Annotated in this window: 20 protein-coding genes; 9 read left to right on the top strand and 11 right to left on the bottom strand. The window is 61.8% G+C overall.

Translation table 11 applies throughout. The annotated features are described in order from the left end of the window. The first annotated feature begins 5 nt into the window (after positions 1-5). From BUC08_RS15530 to aat, 5 genes are all read left to right on the top strand, one after another. Complete coding sequence (locus tag BUC08_RS15530) at positions 6-761, top strand: ABC transporter ATP-binding protein (protein ID WP_028958086.1); 756 nt, start codon at positions 6-8, stop codon at positions 759-761. A gap of 322 nt (positions 762-1,083) precedes the next feature. Further along, positions 1,084-2,277 carry a calcium-binding protein gene (locus BUC08_RS25120; protein WP_051694276.1) on the top strand — a complete coding sequence of 398 codons (1,194 nt, stop codon included), beginning with the start codon at positions 1,084-1,086 and terminating at the stop codon, positions 2,275-2,277. Positions 2,278-2,550: 273 nt separating this feature from the next. Then, positions 2,551-3,045 (top strand): acetyl-CoA carboxylase biotin carboxyl carrier protein, encoded by a 495-nt coding sequence (gene accB, locus BUC08_RS15520; RefSeq protein ID WP_037925846.1) that lies wholly within the window; start codon positions 2,551-2,553, stop codon positions 3,043-3,045. 10 nt (positions 3,046-3,055) lie between these two features. Continuing rightward, positions 3,056-4,408, top strand: a complete 1,353-nt coding sequence (gene accC / locus BUC08_RS15515; protein WP_037925851.1) for an acetyl-CoA carboxylase biotin carboxylase subunit — start codon at positions 3,056-3,058, stop codon at positions 4,406-4,408. Further along, entirely contained in the window at positions 4,408-5,040 is a 633-nt protein-coding gene (gene aat / locus BUC08_RS15510) for a leucyl/phenylalanyl-tRNA--protein transferase (RefSeq protein ID WP_037925855.1), read from the top strand. Before accC ends, aat begins: the two co-directional genes overlap by 1 nt. Here aat and BUC08_RS15505 read toward each other — a convergent pair. The 6 genes from BUC08_RS15505 to BUC08_RS15480 all read right to left on the bottom strand — a co-directional run bounded on the left by BUC08_RS15505 (position 5,004) and on the right by BUC08_RS15480 (position 8,796). Further along, the gene (locus BUC08_RS15505) at positions 5,004-5,363 is read right to left on the bottom strand and encodes a DUF2155 domain-containing protein (protein ID WP_037925858.1); all 360 of its coding nucleotides are present in this window, start codon (positions 5,361-5,363) and stop codon (positions 5,004-5,006) included. The two genes, aat and BUC08_RS15505, sit on opposite strands and share 37 nt — an antisense overlap. Then, positions 5,360-5,824, bottom strand: coding sequence for an outer membrane lipid asymmetry maintenance protein MlaD (mlaD, locus tag BUC08_RS15500; RefSeq protein ID WP_037925861.1), 465 nt, complete (start codon positions 5,822-5,824; stop codon positions 5,360-5,362). The genes BUC08_RS15505 and mlaD overlap by 4 nt, the downstream gene beginning before the upstream one ends. After that, positions 5,825-6,208: an NADH:ubiquinone oxidoreductase subunit NDUFA12 gene (locus tag BUC08_RS15495; protein WP_037925864.1), complete on the bottom strand. Its 384-nt coding sequence runs from the start codon at positions 6,206-6,208 to the stop codon at positions 5,825-5,827. It lies immediately after the preceding gene. Between the two features lie 88 nt (positions 6,209-6,296). Beyond that, the gene (locus BUC08_RS15490; protein ID WP_037925867.1) at positions 6,297-6,659 is read right to left on the bottom strand and encodes a RidA family protein; all 363 of its coding nucleotides are present in this window, start codon (positions 6,657-6,659) and stop codon (positions 6,297-6,299) included. A gap of 73 nt (positions 6,660-6,732) precedes the next feature. Continuing rightward, complete coding sequence (gene clpX, locus BUC08_RS15485; protein WP_037925869.1) at positions 6,733-7,998, bottom strand: ATP-dependent Clp protease ATP-binding subunit ClpX; 1,266 nt, start codon at positions 7,996-7,998, stop codon at positions 6,733-6,735. Positions 7,999-8,154: 156 nt separating this feature from the next. After that, entirely contained in the window at positions 8,155-8,796 is a 642-nt protein-coding gene (locus BUC08_RS15480) for an ATP-dependent Clp protease proteolytic subunit (RefSeq protein ID WP_028958095.1), read from the bottom strand. A gap of 261 nt (positions 8,797-9,057) precedes the next feature. Between BUC08_RS15480 and BUC08_RS15475 the strand changes: the two genes are divergently transcribed. Continuing rightward, a complete protein-coding gene (locus BUC08_RS15475) occupies positions 9,058-11,082 on the top strand; it encodes a PhoX family protein (RefSeq protein ID WP_037925873.1) in 2,025 nt (674 codons plus the stop codon). Positions 11,083-11,220: 138 nt separating this feature from the next. On the opposite strand, the gene BUC08_RS15470 is transcribed toward BUC08_RS15475, so the two are convergent. Further along, on the bottom strand, positions 11,221-12,240 hold the full coding sequence (locus BUC08_RS15470; RefSeq protein ID WP_037925875.1) for a zinc ABC transporter substrate-binding protein: 1,020 nt from the start codon (positions 12,238-12,240) through the stop codon (positions 11,221-11,223). An 84-nt stretch (positions 12,241-12,324) separates the two neighbouring features. Between BUC08_RS15470 and BUC08_RS15465 the strand changes: the two genes are divergently transcribed. Genes BUC08_RS15465 through BUC08_RS15455 form a run of 3 tightly spaced genes read left to right on the top strand, consistent with a single transcriptional unit; the run spans position 12,325 to position 14,340 of the window. Further along, complete coding sequence (locus BUC08_RS15465; RefSeq protein ID WP_028958098.1) at positions 12,325-12,804, top strand: transcriptional repressor; 480 nt, start codon at positions 12,325-12,327, stop codon at positions 12,802-12,804. 23 nt (positions 12,805-12,827) lie between these two features. After that, positions 12,828-13,553, top strand: coding sequence for a metal ABC transporter ATP-binding protein (locus BUC08_RS15460; protein ID WP_037926343.1), 726 nt, complete (start codon positions 12,828-12,830; stop codon positions 13,551-13,553). After that, the gene (locus tag BUC08_RS15455) at positions 13,543-14,340 is read left to right on the top strand and encodes a metal ABC transporter permease (protein WP_037926345.1); all 798 of its coding nucleotides are present in this window, start codon (positions 13,543-13,545) and stop codon (positions 14,338-14,340) included. The genes BUC08_RS15460 and BUC08_RS15455 overlap by 11 nt, the downstream gene beginning before the upstream one ends. Here BUC08_RS15455 and BUC08_RS15450 read toward each other — a convergent pair. The 4 genes from BUC08_RS15450 to BUC08_RS15435 are packed head-to-tail and all read right to left on the bottom strand — an operon-like array spanning position 14,324 to position 17,158. Then, a complete protein-coding gene (locus tag BUC08_RS15450; protein WP_037925878.1) occupies positions 14,324-14,716 on the bottom strand; it encodes a RidA family protein in 393 nt (130 codons plus the stop codon). The genes BUC08_RS15455 and BUC08_RS15450 overlap by 17 nt on opposite strands. Before the next feature lie 24 nt (positions 14,717-14,740). Continuing rightward, positions 14,741-15,430: an ABC transporter ATP-binding protein gene (locus BUC08_RS15445; protein ID WP_037925881.1), complete on the bottom strand. Its 690-nt coding sequence runs from the start codon at positions 15,428-15,430 to the stop codon at positions 14,741-14,743. Continuing rightward, entirely contained in the window at positions 15,427-16,182 is a 756-nt protein-coding gene (locus BUC08_RS15440; RefSeq protein WP_037925884.1) for an ABC transporter ATP-binding protein, read from the bottom strand. The genes BUC08_RS15445 and BUC08_RS15440 overlap by 4 nt, the downstream gene beginning before the upstream one ends. Continuing rightward, positions 16,175-17,158, bottom strand: coding sequence for a branched-chain amino acid ABC transporter permease (locus BUC08_RS15435; protein WP_037925887.1), 984 nt, complete (start codon positions 17,156-17,158; stop codon positions 16,175-16,177). Before BUC08_RS15435 ends, BUC08_RS15440 begins: the two co-directional genes overlap by 8 nt. Between the last annotated feature and the right edge of the window lies 1 nt (position 17,159).

The raw sequence follows: 17,159 nt of genomic DNA, 5'->3' as shown, positions 1-17,159 counted from the left end.
GCCGGATGAACACACAACCCGACTTCTCGAAGAACGCCAACCACGCGGCAACTGCCCCGGCCTTTCTGTCGGTCTGGGACGTGCACGCCTATTACGGCGAAAGCTATATCGTGCAAGGCGTCAGCTTTAACGTCCACGAGGGCGAAATCCTGGCCCTGCTGGGCCGCAACGGGGCGGGCAAAACCTCGACCCTGCGGTCGATTGCACGCATCGGCGACCCCGAGGTGCGCAAGGGCGAGATCTGGCTGGATCACAAACCGCTGCACAACATGTCCAGCTATGAAGCCGCGCAAGCCGGTCTGGGCCTGGTGCCCGAGGACCGCCGGATCATCCCCGGCCTGACGGTCGAGGAAAACCTGAAGCTGGCACAGATCGCACCACCGATCGGCTGGTCGATCGAGCGGCTCTATGATCTGTTTCCGCGCTTGGGCGAACGGCGGATGCAAGAGGGCGTGACCCTGTCGGGCGGCGAACAGCAGATGCTGGCGATTGCCCGCGCGCTGGCCCGCGACATCAAGGTGTTGTTGCTGGACGAACCTTACGAAGGCCTGGCGCCGGTCATCGTTGACGAAATCGAAAAGACCCTGCGCATCATCAAGGAACAGGGCATCACCACCGTGATCGTCGAACAGAACGCGGTGCGGGCGCTGAAACTGGCCGACCGCGCGGTGATTCTGGACACTGGCGGAATCGTTTTTGACGGAACCGCTGCCGAAGTGCTGGAAAACAAAGCGCTGCGCGAAGAGTATCTGGCGATCTGACCTCAGCCAATTCAACCAAGGATAGAAACCGGCCCCCTGCGGCCGGTTTTTTTATGCCTGATCACAAACGATCCCCGTCTTTGTCACTGATTTGGAAACACTTACTGTTTTCCCTAGGCCGCCACCTTAAAATAAGGCAAAATCATGGCATTGACCTGGGGGTTGAACACAATGATATTTTTATTGAAGAATTCTGCCGTCCGGCAGGGTTCTACCAACAATTTTGGGCCGTTCATCATGACGTGCACGGGGTCATGGACCCCGAAAGATGCCCTCCGTCTCCCCCTTTTCTATTCACACTCGCAAAAGGGTTAGCCCACAGATGGCACATCTTTCCTACGTTACCTTCACTCCCGGCAAGAACTTGACCGACCCGACCACGGTTACGCTTGGCTCATTTCCGTACACCGTGACTTATTTCGGCGACATCGCCACTTCGAGAACAGTGAACCAGATCGCTTACAAAGCGACCCTTACCAGCGACGCCTCGATCACCGGCGGGTTCTTTGGACAAGGTGACGGCGACGCGGCCTTTTTCATGGAAACAGGGGCAGCCAACTACGGCGACCTCGATATGATCGGCCAGGGCGAGCACTATCTGAACAATCTTGGACTGATCAGCGGCGACGTCACCTTGGGCAACAGCAGTGACCTGATCGACAACTATGGCAGCATCGGCGGCGACGTGCGCATGGGCGGTGGTGACGATTACTTCCAGAACTTCGCAACCGATACAATGCGCGGTGACGTGGCTGGCACCCTGCGCATGGGAAGCGGCGATGACCGCGTTTTGAACGCGGGCACGCTGGACCGTGTGTTCCTGGGCGACGGCAACGATTTCTACAGCGCGGTGCAGGACGATCTGAGCAGCGACAACTACGACAACCCGGCGGTTTTTGCCTCGGAAGTGCGCGGCGGCAACGGCAATGACGTGATGTACGGCGGCGTAAACAACGACGTGTTCATGGGTGGCCAGGGCCGTGACGTCCTGAACGGTCACGGTGGCAACGATACGCTGATGGGCGGCAACAACAAGGACGTGCTGCGCGGTGGCGACGGCAATGACACGCTGTACGGTGACGGCGGCAAGGACCGCCTGTACGGGGGCAACGGCAACGACGCCCTGTTCGGCGGCACCGGCGAGGATCAGATCGACGGTGGACGCGGCAACGACACTCTCAGCGGTGGATCGGGCAGCGATGTCTTTATCTTTGCCGGCAACAGCGGCGCCGATATCATCACCGATTTCGACGCTGTGCGCGATGTGGTCAGCCTACCCGGCGGATTGAATGACGGTCTGCCTGCGTTCAGCGATGCCGATGTACTGGCGCACCTGACCTATACAGGGGGCAATGCCGTACTGGACCTGTCGGGTCTCTACCAGGACCTTGGGTTGGGCGGCATGAGCGGCTTTAGCAACGCCGACGGTATCACCGTGACCTTCCTTGACGTACAGCCGGGCGAACTGACCGGAGACAACTTCATGACGCCGGGCGACGTACTCCTCGTCGCCTAAGGCCTTTGGGCTGGGATTATCTGGGTTGCGGGCGCTGTGTCACAACGGCGCCCGCAACCGCGTTTGAAGCCCGCGCCATTGACCGTCCTGAACCCGTCCGCAACCTTGCCAACGACCGCGTCGCCACCCCGCAGCCACGCGCACAACGATGGCATGCAGGCGCACATGCACCAAACCGGCAAAGCCATGCTTTCCAATGGGGTACATCTGGCCTATAACCCGACCCCAGAACAGGGGGCGTTCAACGCCCCTGACAAGAGGTCGAGGACGACAATGACAAAGAACAAACACGACGACGACGTGGCCTTTATCAAGGCGCTGGCCGAACTCCTGCGCGAAAACGATCTGACAGAGCTTCAGGTCAAACGCGACTATGCCGAAGACGACAGCCTGAACGTGCGCGTCACACGCGAACACCCGCCCGTCGCAGGTTATGCGCCCGCACCGGCCCAGATTTCCGCGGCCCCGGCTGCTGCCGCGCCTGCCGCTGCCGCAGCGGCCGCCCCCGCCGCCAATGAAGATCCCGCAGATCACCCCGGCGCGGTCACCTCGCCCATGGTTGGCACCGTCTATATGCAAGCCGAACCCGGCGCGCCCGCGTTCATCTCGGTCGGTGCCACCGTCGCCGAAGGCGACACGCTGCTGATCGTCGAGGCTATGAAAACCATGAACCACATTCCGGCCCCCCGCGCCGGCACTGTCAAGCGTATCCTGGTGGATGATGGCGCGGCGGTCGAATTTGGCGCACCGCTTGTGATCCTGGAATAAGGATCTGACAATGTTCAATAAAATCCTGATTGCCAACCGCGGAGAGATCGCCCTGCGCGTCATCCGTGCGTGCCGTGAAATGGGCATCGGCAGCGTTGCGGTCCATTCGACCGCCGACAGCGACGCGATGCACGTGCGCATGGCCGACGAAAGCGTGTGCATCGGCCCACCGTCGTCGACACAGTCCTATCTGTCGATCCCGTCGATCATCGCCGCCTGCGAGATTACCGGAGCGGAGGCGATTCACCCTGGCTATGGTTTCCTGTCCGAAAACGCTGCCTTTGTGCAGATCATTCAGGACCACGACCTGACCTTTATCGGCCCCACAGCCGACCATATCCGTGTCATGGGTGACAAAATCACCGCCAAGGACACGATGAAAAAGCTGGGTGTTCCTTGCGTTCCCGGCTCGGAGGGTGGCGTCGACACGCTGGAAGACGCCAAGCGTATCGGTGCCGAAATGGGCTATCCGGTCATCATCAAGGCAACTGCCGGCGGTGGTGGCAAGGGCATGAAAGTCGCCGGGTCCGCCGCCGAGATGGAACGCGCTTTCATGACCGCCCGCGCCGAAGGCAAATCGAACTTTGGCAACGACGAAGTCTATATCGAGAAATACCTGACCACGCCCCGCCACATCGAAATTCAGGTGTTCGGCGACGGCAAGGGCAACGCGGTGCACCTGGGTGAACGCGACTGTTCGCTGCAACGGCGCCACCAGAAGGTGTTCGAAGAGGCCCCCGGCCCCACCATCACCCAGGAAGAACGCGACCGCATCGGCAAGATCTGTGCCGACGCCTGTGCCAACATCAACTATATCGGTGCGGGCACAATCGAGTTTCTCTATGAGAACGGCGAGTTCTATTTCATCGAGATGAACACCCGCCTTCAGGTGGAACACCCTGTGACCGAAGGGATTTTCGGCGTCGACCTGGTGCGCGAACAAATCCGCGTGGCTGCAGGCTTGCCGATGTCTTTCACTCAGGACGACCTGAAGATCAACGGACACGCCATCGAAGTGCGCATCAACGCCGAGCGTCTGCCCAACTTTTCCCCCTGTCCGGGCCGGATCACGCAGTACCACGCGCCCGGCGGTTTGGGGGTGCGGATGGATTCGGCGCTGTACGACGGCTATTCGATCCCGCCCTATTACGACAGCCTGATCGGCAAGCTGATCGTACATGGCCGTGACCGGCCCGAAGCACTGGCACGTCTGCGCCGCGCCTTGGGCGAGCTGATCGTGGACGGTGTGGACACCACAATCCCGTTGTTCGATGCACTGCTGCAAGAGCCGGACATCCATTCGGGCAATTACAACATTCACTGGCTGGAACACTGGCTGGAGACGCATCTGCAGCCTGCATAATGAATCTCACACCCGAGATTCTCTTGCACGGGTACAGCATCGGGGTCTTTCCGATGGCCGAACACCGCGACGACCCGGACATCTTCTGGGTCGATCCGCGCAAACGCGGGTTGATGCCGCTGGACGGGTTTCATATGTCCCGCAGCCTTGCCCGCGCGATGCGCCGCAGCGACTGGCGCGTCGCAATCAATGCCGATTTCCTGGGCACGGTCGATGCCTGCGCCGACCGCGCCGAGACATGGATAAACGCCGAGATTCGCAGTCTTTACAATGCGTTGTTCCAGATGGGTCACGCCCATTCCTTTGAACTGTACGAAGGTGAGGAACTGGTGGGGGGCCTGTACGGTGTGACGCTGGGCACGGCGTTTTTTGGCGAAAGCATGTTCTCGCGGCGCACCAATGCGTCAAAGATGGCCTTGGGCGCTTGTGTCGATCACCTGCAACGTTGCGGCTTTACTCTGTTCGACACACAGTTTCTGACCGACCATCTGGCGTCACTGGGCGGGATCGAAGTCTCGCGCGCGGAATATCACAAGATGTTGACAAAGGCATTAACGGGTCAGGCCAGCTTTACAGAGCTGCCCCCCGCATCGCTTCAATCGGTGGTACAGCGCAGCACCCAGACGTCGTAGCGCGGGTGTTCCATCGCGCTCAGCGCAGGGGATGAGGCGATCATCCAGCCGGAAAAGATCACGCCCTCGCGGCCCTGCTGGCTGATTTCAAGCGAGGCATAGGCATCGCCTGCCGGATTGCCTGCCGGATAGCGGCATTCGCGCAGCACGATGTTCAGGCGGCCGAATTGCACGCTTTGACCTGCGGCCACTTCCATATCGGTGACATGACCGTTGAACGTGTCCAGCCCGCGCAAAACAGCGCCCCGGGCGGTTGCTGTCTCTTGCGCCGCCGCGGGCAGCACAAAGGCTGCAAGGCATACCGCTGCAAGCAGATGTTTCACTCGGATGCTCCGTCGCTGTCGCCGCCGCCGCCGACAAACTTCAACAGCAGGGAAATCAGGGACACGGCCCCTTGGGTATCGGTGAACTGATCGCCGGGCTCAAAGAAAAACGGCGATCCACCGGGGACGATTTCAACGAAGTTTCCGCCCAGCAACCCTTCGGAGCTGATCACGATGGCGCTGTCGTCGGGGATCTCGATGGTTTTGGCCACATCGACGGTGGTATCGGCGCGAAAGGTCTCAGGGTTCAGGGCAACGCCTGACACGGTGCCCACCTTGACCCCCGCCAGACGCACGTCGGTGCCGACACTGACACCTTCAAGGCTGCGAAAGCTGGCATGCAGCGGATAGCTGTCCCCGCCCGAACGAAGGCCCGCCGCCTGAGCGGCATAAATGCCAAAGGCAACCGCGGCGGCCAGAACAACGCCGCCCACCAGAACTTCTGTTGTGTTTTCGGCCATTTATTCGGGGCTCCACGCCTCGTAGTCGCTGCGGTCCGCCGGCTGAACGCGCCGGATCGACCCTGCGGGCGCATAGGCCATCGCGGTGCCTGTCAGGTTTTCCTGATGCGGCTTTTCCCATGGCTTGTGCACCAGCGGTCTGTCTGTGGGCGTTTCGCTCCACGTATGGTGCAGCCAACCGTGCCAGTTGGGATCAATCCGAGAAGCCTCTGCTTCGCCGTTGAAGATCACCCAACGTTTGCTGTCGTCGGCGTTGCGGTAAAAAATATTGCCCTCAGCATCTTCGCCGACCTTGGTGCCCTTGCGCCAGGTGAACAGCTGCGTGTTCAGGGTTTGCCCGTTCCACCACGTCACCGCGCGCAACATTGATTTGAGAATACCCATTTCGGCCTCCGAAAGCTTTGTCTCGTCTATGCCCCATCGCGCGCACAAGGTCCAGTGGACAGGTGCGCGCGCGGGAGTTTTCGGGCGGTTAGGCGCCCGCCAGCGCCGTCACTTCGATCTCGATCAGGTACTTCGGGTCGATCAGACCGCATTCGATCATCGTGGCTGCGGGCGGGTTGTCGCCAAATGTCTTTTGCAGCACTGGCCAGCACGCCTCGAAATCGGCGGCGTTGGGCAGCATGTAAGTCACCCGAACCGCGTTCTCGAACCCGCTGCCCGCTTCGCTCAGCGCCTTGCCGATGATCTCGAGCGCGCTGGCGCATTGGTCCTCGACCGTGTCGCCCTGCCCCACTGTGCCTGCCACATGGACAAAGCCGCCCGCGACCACGGCGCGGCAATAGCCGATCTTGGCCTCGAATGCGCCGCCCGAATGTATCCGTTTGATTGTCATTTCATTTCTCTCTGTTGCCACAAAAAAGGCGGCGCTTGCGCACCGCCTATTTCCATTCACCAAGGCATAGGCCTTAACCCGCTGTTGCCGGGGCTTTTTCCGCGTCGGCATGAATCATCAACGGTGCGGCGTCGGAATTCACCGCCTCTTCGTTGACGACCACTTCGGTCACGCTGTCCAGACCCGGAAGTTCGAACATCGTATCCAGCAGGATATCCTCAAGGATCGACCGCAGGCCGCGTGCACCGGTTTTGCGTTGGATCGCACGTTTGGCAATCGCGGTCAGCGCATCATCGGTAAAGGTCAGCACCGTGTCTTCGATCTCGAACAGGCGTTGATACTGTTTGACCAGCGCGTTCTTGGGCTGGGTCAGGATGGTGACAAGCGCGTCTTCGTCCAGATCCTCCAGCGTTGCCAGAACCGGCAGACGGCCAACGAATTCCGGGATCAGACCGAATTTCAGCAGATCCTCGGGCTCGAGGTCGGTAAAAATTTCACCCACGCCCCGTTCGTCGTTGTCACGCACATCCGCACCAAAGCCCATGGCCGACCCTTTGCCGCGAGCGGCAATGATCCGGTCCAGACCGGCAAAGGCCCCGCCACAGATGAACAGGATGTTCGTGGTGTCCACTTGCAGGAACTCTTGCTGCGGATGCTTGCGCCCGCCCTGCGGCGGCACCGAGGCAACAGTACCTTCCATCAGTTTCAGCAACGCCTGCTGCACGCCCTCGCCAGACACGTCGCGGGTGATCGACGGGTTTTCAGACTTGCGCGTGATCTTGTCGACCTCGTCGATATAGACGATGCCGCGCTGCGCGCGTTCGACGTTGTATTCGCTGGATTGCAGCAGCTTGAGGATGATGTTTTCCACGTCCTCGCCCACGTAACCGGCTTCGGTCAGTGTGGTCGCATCTGCCATCGTGAACGGCACATCCAGAATCCGCGCCAGCGTCTGCGCCAGCAGCGTCTTGCCACAGCCCGTGGGACCGATCAGCAGGATGTTCGATTTCGACAGCTCGATGTCGCCGCCCTTTTGTGCGTGGTTCAAGCGTTTGTAGTGGTTGTGCACAGCCACCGACAACACACGCTTGGCCATCGCCTGACCGATCACGTAATCGTCCAGCACCCCACAAATGTCGCGTGGCGTGGGGACACCGTCGGTCGACTTCAGCCCGCTTGCCTTGGTCTCTTCGCGGATGATGTCCATGCACAGTTCGACGCATTCATCACAGATGAACACCGTCGGCCCCGCAATCAGTTTGCGGACCTCGTGCTGGCTCTTGCCGCAAAAACTGCAATAAAGCGTATTTTTGCTGTCGCCGCCTGAATTGTTCGCCATGTCCACCCTTTCAGGTTTTGCCGTTTATCACTGGTGCACCCGATGGCGCAGCAGCCTGTTTCGCGAATGTTAGGGGCCAGTTTAGGCCAGCCCCTGACCGTCCACAATGTCAAAATGCCCGTTTGCCTAACGCCAGCACACGGGCACCCTTTCCGATCACTTGGCGTCGTCTTTGGCCTCTTCGGCCTTTTCGCGATTCTCAACGATCTCGTCGATCAGGCCCCAGTCCTTGGCCTCATCCGGCGACATGAAGTTGTCACGCTCAAGTGCGGCCTCGACCTTTTCCAGGGTCTGGCCAGTGTGACGCACGTAAATCTCGTTCAGGCGCGTCTTCAACTTTTGAGTTTCCTGCGCGTGAATCATGATGTCGGTCGCCTGACCCTGATAGCCACCCGACGGCTGGTGCACCATCACGCGGCTGTTGGGCAGCGAGAAACGCATGCCCGCGGCACCCGCCGTCAGCAGCAACGACCCCATCGAGGCCGCCTGCCCGATGACCAGCGTGCTGACCTTGGGTTTGATGTACTGCATGGTGTCGTAGATCGACAGACCGGACGTCACAACGCCGCCGGGGCTGTTGATATACATGCTGATTTCCTTGCTGGGGTTCTCCGCCTCAAGGTGCAGCAACTGAGCAACGATCAGCGACGACATGCCGTCATGCACCGGACCGGACAGGAAAATGATCCGTTCCTTCAACAGGCGCGAGAAGATGTCATAGGCGCGTTCGCCGCGGCTTGTCTGCTCCACCACCATGGGGACCAGCGTGTTCATATATGTATCAATGGGATCGTGCATGGGTTCCTGCCTCGTCAGCCTTTGCGGGACCATACCTGCAAAGGTGTTACCCGAGTCTTAGTATCGCCATTTCCGACCTGCAACCCCGCGGCCCGTCAAAACCTATGGCAATCCCCTCTGATGCAGGGCTGTGCGCCCTCATCTTGCGCAGGAAATACCTCTGGTCATGCGATTGAAAACAACCTGCGCAATGTCATGACGCCGTTACACTTTTGCGGCATCCGGTGCGCAATTCATCAGCCCATGTGAGGACAGCCCCCAATGAATCGCCGCAGCATCATCAACGCCCCCGACATCGGCAACAAGGCCGAGGCCTTTGAGGCCTTCGACGACATCCCGACAAACCCCAACCTCAGCCGCACCATCGGTGACGTGATCGCCGCGCGCTATTCGCGCCGCGACATCCTGCGCGGCACGTTGGGTGTGACCGCCACGACCGCCCTGTTCGGGAGCGCCGCGATGATGGCGCCCACCCCGGCCGATGCTGCCGCCGGTTCGCGTTATGTGTTTGACGAAGTTGCCTGGGGCAATGATGCCACCCACCACATCGCCGAAGGCTATGACGCCGACGTGTTGCTGCGCTGGGGTGATCCGATCACAGCCGACGCGCCCGAATTCGACGTGATGAACCAGACCGCCGCCGCGCAATTGCAGCAATTCGGCTACAACAACGACTATGTCGGCTTTACCCCGCTGGACGGAAACCCTGACCGCGGCCTGCTGTGCGTGAACCACGAATACACCAACGAAGAGGTCATGTTCCCCGGCCTTGGCCGTCAGGACAATGTCGATTTCGCAGGCATGACGCCAGAACTGATCGATATCGAAATGGCGGCCCACGGCGGCACAGTGGTCGAGATCGCCCGGAACAGCGATGGCAAATGGGAACTGGTGCGCGACAGCAAGTACAACCGCCGCATCACACCACTGAACACCAAGATGACCCTCGACGGTCCCGCCGCAGGTCATGCGCGTATGCAGACCAACGCCGACCCCGAAGGCATGACCGTGATGGGCACCGTCAACAACTGCGCCGGCGGCATGACACCTTGGGGCACCTATCTGATGGCCGAGGAAAACTTTCACGGCTATTTCTGGACCGACAAGCTGGACGCCGAAGGCAACCCCGACATCTCCGAACACCCCGAGGCCGCAAAACTGAAGCGCTATGGCGTGCCGGGCCGCTGGTACGCCTGGGGCAAGTACCACGACCATTGGAACATCGACCTTGAGCCGCAGGAACCCAACCGCTGGGGCTGGATCGTCGAGGTTGATCCGCGCAACCCCGACGCGATGCCGATCAAACACACCGCATTGGGGCGCTTCCGCCATGAAGGCGCCGAAACCTGCGTTTCTGAAGACGGCAAGCTGGTGGTTTACTGCGGCGACGACAACCGCTTTGATTATCAATACAAATATGTCTCGAACGGCACCGTGACTGGCGACGAGACTTTCGGCTCCTCGCTGATGTCCGACGGCACGCTTTACGTGGCGCGCTTTGACGAAGACGGCACGATCACATGGCTGCCTCTGGTCCATGGCACCGGTCCGCTGACCGCCGAGAACGGCTTTGACAGCCAGGCCGACGTGATGATCGACACCCGTCTGGCCGCCGATGCACTGGGTGCCACGCCGATGGACCGCCCCGAAGACGCGCAACCGCGCGGCGACGGCACCGCCTATATCATGCTGACCAACAACTCGAAGCGCACAGCCGACCAGGTCAACGCGGCCAACCCGCGTGCCGAAAGCAGCTTTGGCCACATCATCGAGATCAAGGAAGACGGCGGCCTGCATTCGGCCACGACCGGCACCTGGTCGATCCTGGTGAAATGCGGTGACCCTGCGGTGACCGAGGTGGGCGCACAGTGGAACCCCGACACCTCGGAAAACGGCTGGTTCGGCTCGCCGGACAACGCCGCCATCGACGCCGACGGCCGTCTGTGGATTTCGACCGACCAGGGGTCGGGCTGGGGCAAGACCGGCAAATCCGACGGGCTCTATGCACTGGAAACCGAAGGCGAAGCGCGCGGCACGTCAAAGCTGTTCTTCCGCTGCCCCGTGGGCGGCGAGCTGTGCGGGCCATACTTTACCGATGAGATGGACACGCTGTTCCTGGCCGTCCAGCACCCCGGCACAGACGGCACCAAGGATCTCGTCGGGTTCGAGCGCGACTCGACCTTCGAAGATCCCGCCACCCGTTGGCCCGATTTCGATCCGGCCATGCCGCCGCGTCCTTCGGTGCTGGTGGTCACAAAAAAAGGCGGCGGTAAAATCGCCACCTGAACCAATTCCAAGCAATCTCTTTTCAGTACAGTTCAGACCTCGCCCCTCACAGGGCGGGGTCTTTTTCCCTCTTCATCTTGCCAGATAAACTCCGGGGGAGGCGCGCAGCGGCGGGGGCGGCGCCCCCCAAACCCGCCCTCAGTCTTGCAGGCACTCTGCCAGTGATGTCGCCAAACCGCGCAAAACATCACCGTAAAGTGCAGGCCCGGGTTCCAGCGATGCACCCAACGGGTCCGCCACACCCGTCTTTGCAGCCCCCACCGCCGTGACCAAACCTGCGTTGAATTGCGGTTCGGACAGGACACAGGTGGCTCCGGCATCAGCGATCATGTCGCGAATCTCGGCCACCCTAGCAGCGCCTGCAGGCTGTGCGTCGCCACCACTGAGCGATCCGGTTGCCGACATGTTAAAGCTGCGTTCAAAATACTGGTAGGCATCGTGATAAACGACAAATGGCTGTCCTCGGACGGGTTCGAGAATCGTGTTGATCTCGGCTGTCAGCCCCGCAAGAGCTGCAGCGCCATCACGGGCATTGGTCTCGTAGGCCAGCGCGTTGTCGGGATCGAGCGCACCCAGAACAACGGAAATTTCCAGCATCCAGAGGGCCGCGTTTTCAGGGGCCAGCCACGCATGCGGGTCCAGAGTATGATCCACCTGACTTCCATGCGCTTCAGAGGCGTGCGCGTGATCTTCGTGATCGTGACCATCGTGATCGTGGCCATCGTGATCGTGGCCATCGTGGTCATGTCCCGCATGGTCTTCGTGATCCGAATGGCCTTCCTCTTCGTCACCATGGTGGTGACCCAGGAAACCGCCGCCTTCGCGGATCTTCAACTTCAGCACCTGCGGCACATCCATCAGCACCAGCTGCGACGCCTCGCCAGCCAGCGCATCCAGCGGCCCCTCAAGCCACGGCGTCAGACCGGGACCGACCCAGATCACCGCATCCGCTTCCGACAGGCTGCGCGCCTGCGACGGACGCAGCGCATAACCGTGGGGCGAGGCCCCCGGCGGCACGATCAGTTCGGGCGTGCCTACACCCTTCATCACCTGTGCGACCAAAGCGTGCACGGGGGCGATGTCCACCGCCACACGCGGCGCGTCCGCCATCGCTGCAGTTGCGCTGAACACTAGGGCCAACCCTATTTTTCTGATCATGACAGTCTCTCCGGTGTAAAATCGAGGCCTTGCTATTTGTTATGCTATAACATATCAACCCACAAAACGACGGAGATTTCCCTTATGCCTGCCATCGGTTTTCACCGCCACGATCACGCCGCCTGTATCGACACCTCGATCGCAGCCGCCGAACGCCACTGTGCCGCGCACAAGCTGAAACTGACGCCGGTGCGTCGCCGTGCGCTGGAAATCCTGCTGCGGGAACACCGCGCGCTGGGGGCTTATGACCTGCTGGGGCATCTGGCAGAGGATGGGCTTGGCTCGCAACCCCCTGTCGCCTATCGCGCGCTGGATTTTCTGACCTCGGCCGGATTTGCCCACAAGATCGAGCGTCTGAATGCCTATATCGCCTGCGCCCATCTTGGGTCGGATCACGCACCGGCCTTCCTGATCTGCCGGTCCTGCAAATCCGTGGCCGAAGCCGAAACCGAAATGGCCCGTGGCCGACTGGGCGACGCCGCCCGCGACACCGGGTTCAAGATCGAACGCACCGTGATCGAGGCTGAGGGGCTGTGCCCCGACTGTCAGGACGCCGCTGCGTGAGCCCGCTGATCGAAACGCGCGGCATGACGCTGGCACAGGGTGGCACGCCCGTTCTGCGTCACGTCGATTTCGCCATCAACGCGGGCGAGATTGTGACCATCGTCGGACCGAACGGGTCCGGGAAGTCCACGCTGCTCAAGGGGTTGATCGGCGCGCTGACGCCCGTGTCAGGGACCGTCACCCGCGCGCCCGACCTGTCCATCGGCTATGTCCCGCAAAGCCTGCACATTGACCCGACACTGCCGCTGACCGTGCAGCGTTTCATGAACCTGCCACGCCGCAGCAAACCGCAGGCGGTGGCCGAGGCCCTGCGCCACGCTGGCCTGCCCGATCTGGGCAGCGCGCAGATGTCCGAGCTTTCGGGCGGCCAGTTCCAGCGTGTGCTGCTGGCGCGTGCGCTGCTGATGCGGCCCAACCTGCTGATATTGGACGAAGCGACCCAAGGCCTCGATCAACCCGGCTCTGCCGCCTTTTACCGCCAGATCGAAGAGGTCCGCGCAGATTTGGGCTGTGCCGTTCTGATGGTCAGCCACGACCTGCACGTGGTCATGGCCGCGTCTGATAGGGTGTTGTGCGTCAACGGGCACATCTGCTGCGAAGGCACGCCAGAGGTGGTGCGCGACGCGCCGGAATATCGCGCGCTGTTCGGTTCCGGCACCCAAGGCGCGCTGGCGCTGTACCGGCACGAACACAACCATGATCATGGACATGATCACCACGACCACGAAGGCCACACCCATGCTGGATGATTTTGCCCTGCGCGCCGCCCTCGCGGGCATCGGTGTCGCCCTAGCTGCCGCCCCGCTTGGCTGTTTCGTGGTCTGGCGACGCATGGCCTATTTCGGGGATGCCACATCGCACGCGGCGCTTTTGGGCGTGGCACTGGCACTGACCTTTCAGGGGCCGGTGCTGTTGGGCGTTCTGGTCGTCGCGCTGCTGATGGCGCTGGCGGTCAGCACCCTGTCCGGGCGCGGGCTGGGCGAGGATACGTTGCTGGGCGTCATGGCCCATGCCGCCCTTGCGCTGGGGCTGGTTGCGGTGTCGCTCCTGCAGGGGGTACGCGTGGACCTTATGGCCTATCTCTTCGGCGACATTCTGGCCGTGACCAAATCCGATCTGGCGCTGATCTGGAGTGGCGCTGTTCTGGTCATCGCCCTGCTGACCTGGCGCTGGACCGCGCTGTTGTCGGCCACGCTGAACCCGGATCTCGCGCGGGCCAGCGGTATCAACCCGCGCCGCGAGCAACTAGTGCTGACGCTGACGCTGGCCATCACCGTGGCCTGTGCGATCAAGGTTGTCGGCGCGCTGCTGATTGCCGCCCTGCTGATCATTCCAGCGGCTGCAGCACGGCCCCTGGCGCGCACGCCCGAAGCCATGGCAGCTATTGCCGCAGGCATCGGGGCATTCTCCGCTCTGGGCGGATTGGGCGCATCCTTTCAATGGGATACGCCCACAGGTCCCAGCATCGTCAGCGTGGCCGCAGGTGCCTTTGTGCTGACCTCACTGCTGCGCAGCGCCATCAAAGCTCGGCGGTAGCTTCAATCTCCAGCAAGGCCTCATCCTCGACCAGCGCGTCGATCACCACCATGGTCATCGCCGGAAAGTTCCGCCCCAACACCTCGCGGTACACCGCACCGACCTCGGCCTGATGCGCCAGGTAATCGGCCTTGTCGGTGACATACCACGTCAGCCGCACGATGTCGGCACAGGTGCCGCCCGCCGTTTCGACCACGGTGCGGATGTTGGTCAGCGCCTGGCGCATCTGGCCGATGAAATCATGCGCTTCGAACACCTGCTCGGCAGTCCAGCCGATCTGTCCGCCCACATAAAGCGTGCCGGACTTGGTCAGAACGCCGTTGGCGTAGCCCTTGGCAGGTTTCCAGCCGTCGGGTTGAATGATGCGATGGGCCATAAGCCACCTCCGTAAATATGAACGTCAGACGCCCAGGAATTTATCTGCAATTTCATGGTCCAGCGCGGCCATATCACCACGCCACACCGAAATGCCACGTTCAAGAATAACAGCGCGATCTGCGATTTGACGCAGTTCGGCCAGCGATTTGTCGACCACCAGCAGGGCAAGCCCTGTCTCGGATTTCAATGTGCGCACAGCGGCCCAGATTTCCTGCCGCACCACGGGTGCCAACCCTTCCGTGGCCTCGTCCAGCATCAGCAGGCGCGGGTTGGTCATCAACGCGCGACCAATGGCCAGCATCTGCTGCTCGCCCCCGGACAGCGACGACGAAAGCTGGTCCTGTCGCTCCTCCAGGCGCGGGAACAGCGCGGTCACCCGCGCCATGTCCCAATGCCCGGACCGCGCGGCCGCGATCAGGTTTTCGCGCACCGTCAGGTTGGCAAAGCACCGCCGCCCCTCGGGCACCAGACCCAGCCCGGCCCGGGCCGCCTTGTGCGGGGCCAAGCTGCCAATGTCGCGGCCCTCCAGCTTTACGCTGCCGGATTTGTGTTTCAGCAGACGGCTGATCACCTTGATCGTCGAGGATTTGCCCATGCCGTTGCGCCCCATCAGGGCCACGACCTCGCCTTCGGCCACGTCCAGATCAACGCCAAACAGTGCCTGCGACGGTCCGTAAGAGGCCTGCACCTGTTCCAGTTCCAGCAAGCTCATGCCACATCCTCCTCGCCCAGATAGGCGGTGCGTACCAGCGGATCAGCGCGAATTTCGTCCGCCGTGCCGGTGGCAATGATCTTGCCATAGACCAGCACGCTGATCCGGTCGGCCAAGGCAAAGACCGCGTCCATATCATGTTCCACCAGCAGGATCGGCGCTTCGCGGCGCAACCCGTCAAGGAAGGTGGTCATACGTTTCGAGCCCGACGCGCCAAGCCCCGCCATAGGTTCGTCCATCACGAAGGCATGGGGTTTCAGCGTCAGCGCCACCGCCACCTCAAGCAACCGCCGCTGGCCGTGGCTCAGCTCTGCCGTGCGGGTCGCGGCATGATCGGCCAGCCCCACGCGCTCCAGCGCCGCCTGCGCCTGTGCCACCAACGCGGCATCGCGCATCACCGGGCGCAGGAACCGCCAGACTGATCCGGCCCGCCCCAGCGCGCCCAGCACCGCGTTTTGCAGCACCGTCGCCTCCATCGCCAGCGACGAGATCTGGAACGTCCGTCCCAGCCCCGCCTGCGCCCGCGCCTGCGTGCTCAGAGCCGTTACGTCCTGCCCCTTGAACCACACGCGGCCCGCGTCCGGCGTCACCCCGCCCGCGATCTGCTTGATCAGCGTCGATTTTCCGGCCCCGTTCGGCCCGATCAGCGCGTGAATTTCACCGGGCAACAGCGTCAGCGTCACCCCGTCCGTGGCCTGCAAGGCACCAAAGGCCTTGTACAGCCCGTCGATATGCAACAGCGGTTCAGTCATGGGCCACCTCCCGTCCGGCCAGCGACCCGATCAGCCCGCCGCGTGCGAACAGAACGACCACCAGCAGGATCGCCCCCACATAGATCAGCCAGAACTCGGACAGCGGCGACAGCAGGTACTCCAGCAGTACGAACAGCATCGCGCCCGCCACGGGTCCGAACAGACGCCCGACGCCGCCCAGCACGATGAACACGATGAATTCTCCCGACATCTGCCAGCTGAACATGGTCGGGCTGACGAACCGGTTGAGGTCTGCAAACAGCGCCCCAGCCAGCCCGGTCACCGCGCCCGAGATGACGAAGGCCACCAACCGCAGTCGGAATGGCCCAAGACCCACAGTTTCAACCCGCTCGGCATTCTGCCGTGCCGCACTCAGCGCCAGTCCAAAGGGGGCGCGGGCCAGGCGGCCCATCCACCACAGAACCGCCGACAGGATGACAAAGACCAGCACAAAGAATTGCATCGGGTCCAGCGTATTGAGGCCAGGAAAGCTGTTGCGCACATAGATGCTCAGGCCATCTTCACCGCCGTAGGCAGGCCAGGAAATCGCGAAGTAATAGAACATCTGCCCGAAGGCGAGCGTGATCATGATGAAGTAAACGCCCGAGGTGCGCAGCGACAGTGCCCCGATGGCCAATGCGGTCAGCGCGCTGGTGACGATTGCCACCAGCCAGATCACCGGCATCGACTTGGTCCCTTCGATCACAATCCAGCTGTCGATCATCGGGCTGTAGGTCTGCGCGTGATGGGCCAGTATCCCCATGGCATAGCCGCCGATCCCGAAAAATGCCGCATGGCCCAGGCTGACCAATCCGCCCAGCCCCAAGGCCAGGTTCAGCCCCACCGCCGCCAGCGCAAAGATCGCGGCACGGGTGATCAGCGTGATCAGGAACGGCTCGTCCATGGCAAAGGCCAGAGCGGCGGCAACCGGCATCGCCAGGTAAAGCACCGCGTTCAATATGGTTTCGCGCCGCATC

The organism is Pseudosulfitobacter pseudonitzschiae (genome assembly GCF_900129395.1).
Classification (GTDB): Bacteria; Pseudomonadota; Alphaproteobacteria; order Rhodobacterales; family Rhodobacteraceae; genus Pseudosulfitobacter; species Pseudosulfitobacter pseudonitzschiae.
This window is presented reverse-complemented; position numbering and strand designations above follow the sequence as displayed.